This is a genomic window from Actinokineospora spheciospongiae, assembly GCF_000564855.1.
GTDB classification, from domain to species: Bacteria; Actinomycetota; Actinomycetes; order Mycobacteriales; family Pseudonocardiaceae; genus Actinokineospora; species Actinokineospora spheciospongiae.
The window spans coordinates 1-7,312 of the sequence record NZ_AYXG01000093.1 but is presented as its reverse complement, the minus strand read 5'-3'; the positions used below and the strand labels follow the sequence as shown (position 1 = coordinate 7,312).

The following is a 7,312-nucleotide window of genomic DNA, read 5'->3' as shown; positions in this document are numbered from 1 at the left end:
CGCCCAAGCAGATCCACCCACCCGGGCACGCCCCGAAAAATCCCGGGCTTTGAAACCACGGCACGGCTGAGCAGATCCACCGGGCACGCCCACAAAGCGACCGGGCTTTCAAAACCCGGCCACGGCTGAGCAGATCCACCCGGGCAACGGCCTCCAGGGCCGGGGCGGTCGAGGTGGGGCTATGAGCAGAGCTTGCGGAGTTCGCGCAGGTTGGAGCTGACCTGTTCGGCGATCTGGAGCAGGTCCCTGGCCTTGTCGGCGCGGGCCTCCATGATGGCGGCGTAGCCGCCCGCGAGCTTCTCCAGGATGCGCTTCGCGCGGTTGTCCTCGGTGCTCTGGGCCAGGCTGCGGAAGCGCTCGGCCTTCTCCCTGGCATCGCTGCGCATCTTCTCGGGGTCGCGGATGCTGGGAATCCAGTCCATGTTGCCCGCGGCCTCCAGGCAGACCGATGGGGCCTTCTCGTTCGCGCCCGCGGTGGCGCCGCCCGCCGCCGAGGAGTCGATCGGCTTGCAGCCGACCAGGAACAGCGCCGCGGCCGCCAGGGCCGCCACCACCAACGCACGCATGAGCACACACTCCTTTGTCCGTGACACGTCCCCGCCGGTGGCGGGCCTCGTCTGGTGGTGCGGTGGCCCGCGGCGCACGGGGGCGCCGCGGGCCGGGGACCGGGCTACGCGGCCGCGGTCGCCTCCTGGCGGTCGCTGCCGGAGCTGAGGCGGGCCGAGCGGACCCAGGTGCCGACGGTGCGGACCAGGACCATCGTCATGGCCATCAGGACGAAGAACGCGGCCAGGCCCTTGGGCTCGATGCTGTTCTCCATCAGGAACTTCGCCACGCTGCGGCCGAAGGAGTCCACGTTCTCCAGCGCCCAGATGAACGCCAGGCGGCCGAGCAGGACCACGAGCCAGATCAGCAGGTACGGCAGACCGGCGCGGGTGTAGGACTTGCCCTTGGCGTGGTCGCGTTCGACCCGCATCGTGGCCAGCAGGCCGAAGCCGATGCCGAGCCCGATGGCGGTGCCGATGGCGGCGGCGAGCACGTTGGGGGTGGTGATGCTCATGCCGCGCAGCACGTCCCAGCCGACGAACACCACGAGTGCCAGCGGCAGCAGGATCTTGATGATGCCGAACTTGTGCCTGCCGACCTGGGTGAACAACACGATCGCCAGGAGCACACCGCTGAGCATGAGCGCGTCGCGCATGCTGTCGCTCACGGGCCACCTCCAGTTTCCTCGTCGTGGGGTGTCACTGACAGTGCCCCTGAATACGAGGTCGAGCGTAGGGAGCGGGGCGGCCCGGCACTTCCCCTCGGCGGTGGACTCGGTGGTGGAGATGCGGGGGCGGGTGGAGGGCGTTCTCCACCCCGGATCTCCACCCCGGAGCCGACCTTGGCCCGCGCGCCGGTCGTTACCGTCGACGGGGCCGGAACGAGGAGACCCGATTGATCAGCAGCCTGCCCAAGTGGGCGGCCCCCCTGACCAGCAGGCCGCCCCGCGTGTGGTTGCTCCTGCGGTTCGCGGGACTGGTCGTCGTCGTGGTCACCGTGCTGCGCGGGGACCCCGGTCAGAGCGCGACCACCACCGCGGTGCTGTGGGCGGCCGTCGTGGTCGCCGTGGTCGCGTGCGCGTGCTGGACCTTCGGGCCGCTGCGCGGGGTGCGCTGGTCGCTGGCGGCGATGCTGGTGGCGTTCGGGGTGATGATCGCCCTGGTGCCCGACAGCGCGGCCTCGGTGATGGGCGGCACCATCGCCTACTCGGCCGGGTTCGACCTGCACGTCCGCGACTCGGGGCGCATCGTCGCCGCCGGTTCCTCCGGCCTGGTCCTGGCGGCGCTGTTCCTGCACAGCAGCCCGGGGCGGCTGCTGCTGGTGCTGGTGTTCGCGCTGATGTGGTGGGCGGGCCTGAGCCACCAGCAGTACGTGGTGCGCGCCGAGCAGGCCGAACGGCTGCTGGCCGAGGGCAAGCGGGCCGCCGAGGCGTCGGCGACCGCGGCGGCGCTGGCCGAGCGGGCGCGCATCGCCAGGGAGATCCACGACATCCTGGCGCACTCGCTGGCCGCCCTGGCCATCCAACTGGAGGCGGTGGACGCGACCCTGGCCACGCACCCGGACGCCGAGACCGACCCGGTGCTGCGCGCCGCCGCCCTGCGGCTGGCCCGGTCGCTGCGGTTGACCAGGGACGGGCTGGTGGAGACCCGGCGGGCCGTGCACGCCCTGCGCGAGGACGCGGTGCCGCTGCCGGAACTGGTGGAGGCCCTGGCCGGGACCTACCGGGACGAGGGTGAACAACCGGTGCGCATCAGCGTCGTCGGCGAGCCCTTCCCGCTGTCGGCGCAGGCCGGGCTGACCACCTACCGGGTGGTGCAGGAGGCGCTGACCAACGCGCGCAAGCACGCGCCCGAGTCGGAGGTGGCGGTGGAGGTGCGCTACGGCGACACCGAGGTCGAGGTCAGCATCACCACCGCCCTGCCAGGCAGCGGGGCGGACCGGCCGCTGACCGGCACCGGCGCGGGCCTGGGCCTGATCGGCCTGCACGAGCGCGCCGAACTGGCGGGCGGGCGGATGAGCAGCGGTCCGGTCGGCGGGAACTGGTGCGTGTCGGTGGTGATCCCCGCGTGAGCACCCCGGTCACCGTCCTGGTCGCCGACGACCAGGCCGTCATCCGCGAGGGCTTGGTGCTGCTGCTGGGCGCCCACCCCGGCATCGCCGTCGTCGGCGAGGCGGGCGACGGGGCGGGGGCCGTGCGCGAGGTGGCCCGGTGCGGCCCCGATGTCGTGCTGATGGACCTGAACATGCCCGGGGTGGACGGCATCACCGCCACGGCCGCCATCCGGGCCGAGTTCCCCGCCACCCAGGTCGTGGTCCTGACGACCTACGCCGACGACGAGTCCGCGTTGCGGGCGCTGCGGGCGGGGGCGTTGGGGTTCCTGACCAAGTCCGCGAGCCGCGAGCAGATCGCCCGTGCGGTGTTCGCGGCGGCGGCTGGGCAGGCGGTGTTGGACGGGGACGTGCAGCGGGCCTTGCTGGAGGCGGCTTCGCGGGCGCCCCGGGCGGACGCCGGGGTGGCGGCCCGGTTGACCGAGCGGGAGTTGGACGTGCTGGACCTGGTGGCGGCCGGGCTGAGCAATCGGCAGATCGCTCAGGAGTTGGCCCTGGCGGAGGCCACGGTGAAGACGCACATCAATCGGATCTACACGAAGACCGGGTGTCGGGATCGGGAGCACGCGGCGCGGTACTCGCGCGGCGGGCGGGTGTGACGCTGCTCGGCTCCGAGGACGAGTCCCCTCCGCGACGGAGGTCGGCCCGCGGCGGATTTCCCGCCGCGGGCCGACTTCCGTTGTGGGGTCAGGACTGGGTGGTGACCCACTCGTGGACGCGCAGGGCGGTGGTGGCCGCGTGTTCGTCCATCATGGAGAAGTGGTCGCCGGGGGTTTCCTCGCTGGTGTGGTCGAGCTTCCAGGTGGCCCGCCAGGCGGAGTCGCGGCGCCAGGCGGGGAGGGGGTCGGCGGCGCGGAGCAGGAGGGTCGGGGTGGTGATGGGCTTGGCGTTCCAGGTGCCGAACATGTCGAAGTAGCCGCCCATCGCGGTCATCCGCAGGTCGCCGCCGACGCCGTTGTCCTCGCCCGCCATGCCGTCGGCGAGTTTGGGTTGGATGCCGTTGAAGACCTTCTGGTTGCGGGGGTAGGTGTCGATCAGGGCGAGGGCCGACGGGGGTGAGCCCAGGGTTTCCAGGTGTCCGGCCAGGGCGTGGGCGATGGGGCCGCCGGAGGAGTGGGCGGCCAGGGCGAACGGGGCGCCGCCGAGGTCGCGCAGGAGGGTGTCGGCCAGGGAGCGGATCAGGGCGTCGATGGTGGCGGGCATCCGTTCGCCGGGGAGGAAGCCCGGCAGGGGCAGTGCCGAGACGGGCCGGGTGCCGCGCAGGGCGGCGGCGAAGCGGGCGTACTCGTGCGGGCCGGACATGGCCAGCACCGACGGCACGCACACCAGGGTGGGCACCTCCGCCGGTCCGGCGGCCACGGGGACCAGGGCCTGGGGCCTGCCCACCTCCGCCGGGTCGGTGAAGGTGGGGCGGAACGACGAGGCCATGACCAGCAGGCCGACGAACTCCTGCAGGCGCTTGGCGTCGATGGCCTTCTTCGCCATGGGGCCGAACGTGGACGCCTCGCCGACCGGGGCCCGGGTGGCGCCCGGCGCGTCGGTGACGAGCCCGGCCAGGTGTTCGGCCAGGGCGGCGGGGGTCGGGTGCTCGAACACCACCGTCGTGGGCAGGCGGACGCCCGCGGCGGCGCCGAGGCGGTTGCGCAGTTCGACGGCGGTCAGCGAGTCGAAGCCCAGTTCGGGGAAGGCGGCGGTGGGGGCGACGGCCTCGGGGCCGGTCATGCCCAGGACGGCGGCGACCTGCTCGCGGACGAACGCCAGGACCACCGGCCCGCGCTCGGCGTCGGGGACGCCCGCGAGCCTGCGGCGCAGTGCGTCCGCCCCGGCGGGGGCGGCGGTGGTGCGCTGGGGCAGGGCGCGGATCAGGCCGCTGAGCAGTGGCGGCACCCCGAGCGGACCGGCCTGGGCGCGCAGCGCGGGCAGGTCGAGCTTGACCGGGGCCAGCAGGGCGCGGTCGCGCGCAGAGGAGTCGAGTGCGCCCACCGCGTCGAACAGGGACAGGCCCTCCCCGGTGGTGATGGCGCCGATGCCCGCGCGGGCGATGCGGTCGAGGTCGGCGTCGACCAGGTCGCCGGTCATGCCGCTGCGGTCGGCCCAGTAGCCCCAGGCCACCGACGTGGCGGGCAGGCCGAGGGAGCGGCGGTGCGCGGCGAAGGCGTCCAGGAAGGCGTTGGCGGCGGCGTAGTTGGCCTGGCCGGGGTTGCCGAAGACACCCGCGGCCGAGGAGAACAGCACGAACGCCGTCAGGTCCAGGTCCTTCGTGGACTCGTGCAGGTTGAGCGCGGCGTGCGCCTTGGGGCGCATGACCCGCTCCAGCGACTCCGGGGTCAGGTCGGTGAGGACCCCGTCGTCGAGGACGCCCGCGCTGTGCACGACCGCGGTCAGCGGGTGCTCGGCGGGCACCGAGGCGATCAGGGCGTCGACCGCCTCGCGGTCGGCGGTGTCGCAGGCGGCGACGGTGGCCGTGGCGCCGAGGTCGGCCAGTTCGGCGACCAGTTCGGCCGCGCCGGGGGCCGCCGCGCCCCGGCGGCTGGTCAGCAGCAGGTGCCGGACACCGTGCGCGGTGACCAGGTGGCGGGCCACGAGGGCGCCGATGGTGCCCAGGGCTCCGGTGACCAGGACGGTGCCGCCGGGGGTGAAGGACCAGCCGGCGCCTTCCTCGGGGGCGGCGGGTCGGGCCAGGCGGGGGCCGTGCGGGGTGCCGCCGCGCACGGCGACCTGGGGTTCCCCGGTGGCCAGGGCGGTCGGCACGACCGCTTCAACGCCGGTGTCGGCTTCGAGGTCGACCAGGACCAGGCGGTCGGGGTGTTCGGACTGCGCCGAGCGCACCAGGCCCCACACCGCGGCGTGGGCCAGGTCGGTGGCGTCGCTGCCCGCCACCGCCGCGGCGCCGCGGGTGACCACGGCCAGGCGGCGGTCGGCGGTGGCCGGGTCGGCCAGCCACTCCTGGAGCCGGGAGAGCACGAGCCCGGTCAGGGCCGTGGCCTCGGCGGCGGAACCCTCGGCGCTGGCGGGCACCACATGGGTGTCGAGGGGGCGGGTGTCGGCGGCGCCCGCGGTCAGCGGCACCCAGTCGAGCTGGAAGAGGGCGTCGCGCAGCGGGGAGGCGGCGGGGAGGAGCTGGTCGGGGGTGACCGGGCGGACGGCGAGCTGCTCGACGGTGGCCACGGGCAGGCCCGCGGCGTCGGCGACGCGCAGCGCCACTCCCCCGTCCACCGGGGACAGCCGCACGCGCAGCGCACCCGCGCCGGTCGCGTGCACGCGGACCCCGCGCCAGGCGAACGGCAGGCTCATGCGCCCGCTGTCCTCGGCGCCCGCGGTGGCGGCGGTGGCGTGCAGGGCGGCGTCGAGCAGGGCCGGGTGCAGGCCGAACCCGGCCGCGGCGGTGTCCTCGGGCAGGGCGACCTCGGCGCACACGTCGGTGCCGTCGCGCCAGGCCGCGCGCAGGCCCTGGAAGACCGGCCCGTACGCCAGGCCCGCGGCGGCGAGTTCGGGGTAGAGGGCGGTGACGTCGACCGGCTCCGCGCCGGGCGGGGGCCAGGCGGTGAGGTCGAAGTCGGGTGTCGCGGGGGTGGCGGTGAGGGTGCCGGTGGCGTGCCGGGTCCAGGGTTCGTCGTCGTCGGCGCGGGAGTGGATGGAGACCGGCCGGGCGCCGGTGTCGTCGGGGGCACCCACGGTGATCTGCACGGACACGGCGTCGTCGGTGAACAGCAGCGGGGCTTCCAGGGTCAGGTCCTCGACCGCCTCGCAGCCCACCCGGGCCCCGGCGTGCGCGGCCAGTTCGACGAAGGCCGTGCCGGGCAGCAGCACCGTGTCCCAGACGGCGTGGTCGGCCAACCAGTCGTGCGTGCGCAGCGACAGCCGACCCGTCAGCAGCAGCCCGTCGGAGTCGGCCAGGGCGACGACCGCGCCGAGCAGCGGGTGGTCGGCGGCGCCGAGGCCGTAACCGGCGGGGTCACCCGCCACCTCCGGGACGTCGAGCCAGTACCGCTGCCGCTGGAACGGGTAGGTGGGCAGGTCCACCAACGCACCCGAGGGCACAACGCTCGACCAGTCCACCGGGGCACCGTGGGTCCACGCCTCCCCCAGACTACGCGCGACCCGATCCAGCCCGCCCTCGTCGCGGCGCAGGCTGCCGACCACACCGGCCTCGCTGGCGGCGTCTTCGATCACCTCGGAGATCGCCACGGACAGCACCGGGTGCGGAGACACCTCCACCACCACGGCAGTACCCGGCAGAGCAGCGCGCAGGGCGGCCTCGAACTCCACCGGCTCCCGCATGTTCCGGTACCAGTACTCAGCACCCATCCCAGCGGTGTCGAACAACTCGCCCGTCACCGTGGAAAAGAACGGGACCTGCGAACTGGTCGGCAGAACCGGCGCCATGTCCGCGAGAAGCTGCTCCCGCAACCCGTCCACCTGCGGGGAGTGCCCAGCGGTGTCCACACCGGGGATGCGCCGAGCGCGGACACCCTCAGCCTCGAACTCGGCCACCATCTTGTCCAAAGTGGCCGGATCGCCCGCGACAGCGCAGGAGCCGGGGCTGTTCACCGCAGCGACAGCGAGCACATCGGACCACTTGCCGATCCGCTCACGCACCTGGTCCGCCGGGGCGAGAACCGACGCCATCCCACCCTTGCCCGACAGGGTCAGCCAC

The 7,312-nt window shown here is 74.2% G+C and carries 5 protein-coding genes; 2 read left to right on the top strand and 3 right to left on the bottom strand.

Annotation, left to right across the window (positions count from 1 at the left end; genetic code table 11):
- Nucleotides 1–179: 179 nt before the first annotated feature.
- Both UO65_RS33280 and UO65_RS13035 read right to left on the bottom strand, forming a co-directional pair.
- A complete protein-coding gene (locus tag UO65_RS33280) occupies nt 180–566 on the bottom strand; it encodes a hypothetical protein (protein WP_052021124.1) in 387 nt (128 codons plus the stop codon).
- Nucleotides 567–670: 104 nt separating this feature from the next.
- Nucleotides 671–1,213: a hypothetical protein gene (locus tag UO65_RS13035; RefSeq protein WP_052021123.1), complete on the bottom strand. Its 543-nt coding sequence runs from the start codon at nt 1,211–1,213 to the stop codon at nt 671–673.
- Between the two features lie 227 nt (nt 1,214–1,440).
- Between UO65_RS13035 and UO65_RS13030 the strand changes: the two genes are divergently transcribed.
- Nucleotides 1,441–2,616 (top strand): sensor histidine kinase, encoded by a 1,176-nt coding sequence (locus UO65_RS13030; protein ID WP_052021122.1) that lies wholly within the window; start codon nt 1,441–1,443, stop codon nt 2,614–2,616.
- Nucleotides 2,613–3,254: a response regulator gene (locus UO65_RS13025; protein ID WP_035282201.1), complete on the top strand. Its 642-nt coding sequence runs from the start codon at nt 2,613–2,615 to the stop codon at nt 3,252–3,254. The genes UO65_RS13030 and UO65_RS13025 overlap by 4 nt, the downstream gene beginning before the upstream one ends.
- 88 nt (nt 3,255–3,342) lie before the next feature.
- Here UO65_RS13025 and UO65_RS13020 read toward each other — a convergent pair whose 3' ends face one another.
- Nucleotides 3,343–7,302, bottom strand: coding sequence for an SDR family NAD(P)-dependent oxidoreductase (locus tag UO65_RS13020; RefSeq protein ID WP_267880597.1), 3,960 nt, complete (start codon nt 7,300–7,302; stop codon nt 3,343–3,345).
- Between the last annotated feature and the right edge of the window lie 10 nt (nt 7,303–7,312).